This window comes from Phenylobacterium sp. (genome assembly GCF_030693805.1).
Classification (GTDB): domain Bacteria; phylum Pseudomonadota; class Alphaproteobacteria; order Caulobacterales; family Caulobacteraceae; genus Phenylobacterium.
In genome coordinates this window covers 1-1,023 of the sequence record NZ_JAUXZW010000318.1, presented here as the reverse complement: position 1 = coordinate 1,023, position 1,023 = coordinate 1, and the positions used below count along the sequence as shown (strand labels likewise).

General features: G+C 59.1%; 1 protein-coding gene and 1 pseudogene. One reads left to right on the top strand and one right to left on the bottom strand.

Annotated features, from left to right (window positions below; translation table 11 throughout):
- A pseudogene (locus Q8M88_RS12500) lies at window positions 1–289 on the top strand (hypothetical protein); the annotation flags it as partial.
- A 341-nt stretch (window positions 290–630) separates the two neighbouring features.
- Here the strand turns inward: Q8M88_RS12500 and Q8M88_RS12495 are convergent.
- A partial coding sequence (locus Q8M88_RS12495; protein ID WP_305597486.1) for a type II toxin-antitoxin system VapC family toxin occupies window positions 631–1,023 on the bottom strand: 393 nt, incomplete at its 5' end.

Here is a 1,023-nt window from a genome sequence, read left to right as displayed (position 1 = left end):
GGACGCCTTGCTCGCAGCTCGTGAGCGTTTGGTGCGTGAGATCCAGCTGGGCCTGGATGAGGAGGAGCGGCGCTTTTTGCTATCGCTGGTCGCTGGCACACCCGAGTGGGGGCTCCTGGGCATCGACCACGTCGAACAACTGCCGGGCGTGCGATGGAAGTTGCAGAACCTGGCGCAGTTGCGGAAAAGCAATCTGAAGAAATTTGCCGAACAGTCTGATCTGCTGGCCGAGAGGTTGACCGCAGGCGGTCTCAACGGCGGTGCGCCACCACCCAGGCGGCGGGAGTGAGCAAGGATGCCGAGGGAGCGCACGACAGACGCATTGCTCAGTGCGAAGTGGGCGTGTCCGCCACCACCGATTACGTGAGTTTGCGATGCTTGCGAGCCGCCTTGAGCAGCTGACCGAGCTGCAGCGCGGTCAGCTGTGTCTGGTTAGGGGAGGGTGTGGCCATGAAAATCCGAGATTCACCTAAAACGAAAGTAGCTGTTTTTCAGATATCAGTCAATCATCTGTATCCCAGATGAATAGGTGTGTTTGATTGTCCGGCTGTATAGCCGAGCAGCATGCCCCCTCAGTCCACGGGCCCTTCATTCATCTGCGGGCCCGATGTGCACAGCTGGTCCGCAAGATCAATGGCTGTTGACCCAGTTCTCGACGTTGAGCCCTGTGTAGGTTTTGAAATCGGCTTGGTTGTTGGTCACCAGTGTCACTCCCAGCGACAACGCGTGCGCGGCAATGAGCTTGTCCAGCGCGTCTTTGTTGCGCTCCCGGTTGGCCGCACGCAGCGGGCCGTAAGCGCGGGCCGCTTGGGTCTCAAAGGGCGCGACCAAAATATCCTCAAGCAGGCTGTCGAGGAGCACTTGATTGTGGGCCTGGGCCTGGGCCTCACCCGAACAGGCCACCCCGAACTCCAGTTCAGCCAGGGTGATGGCAGAAATCACCACGTCACCGACAAAACACTCAGCAAAACGTGCACGAACTTGCGGAGGCTGGTGCTTCATGAGGTAGATGCAGATGTTGGT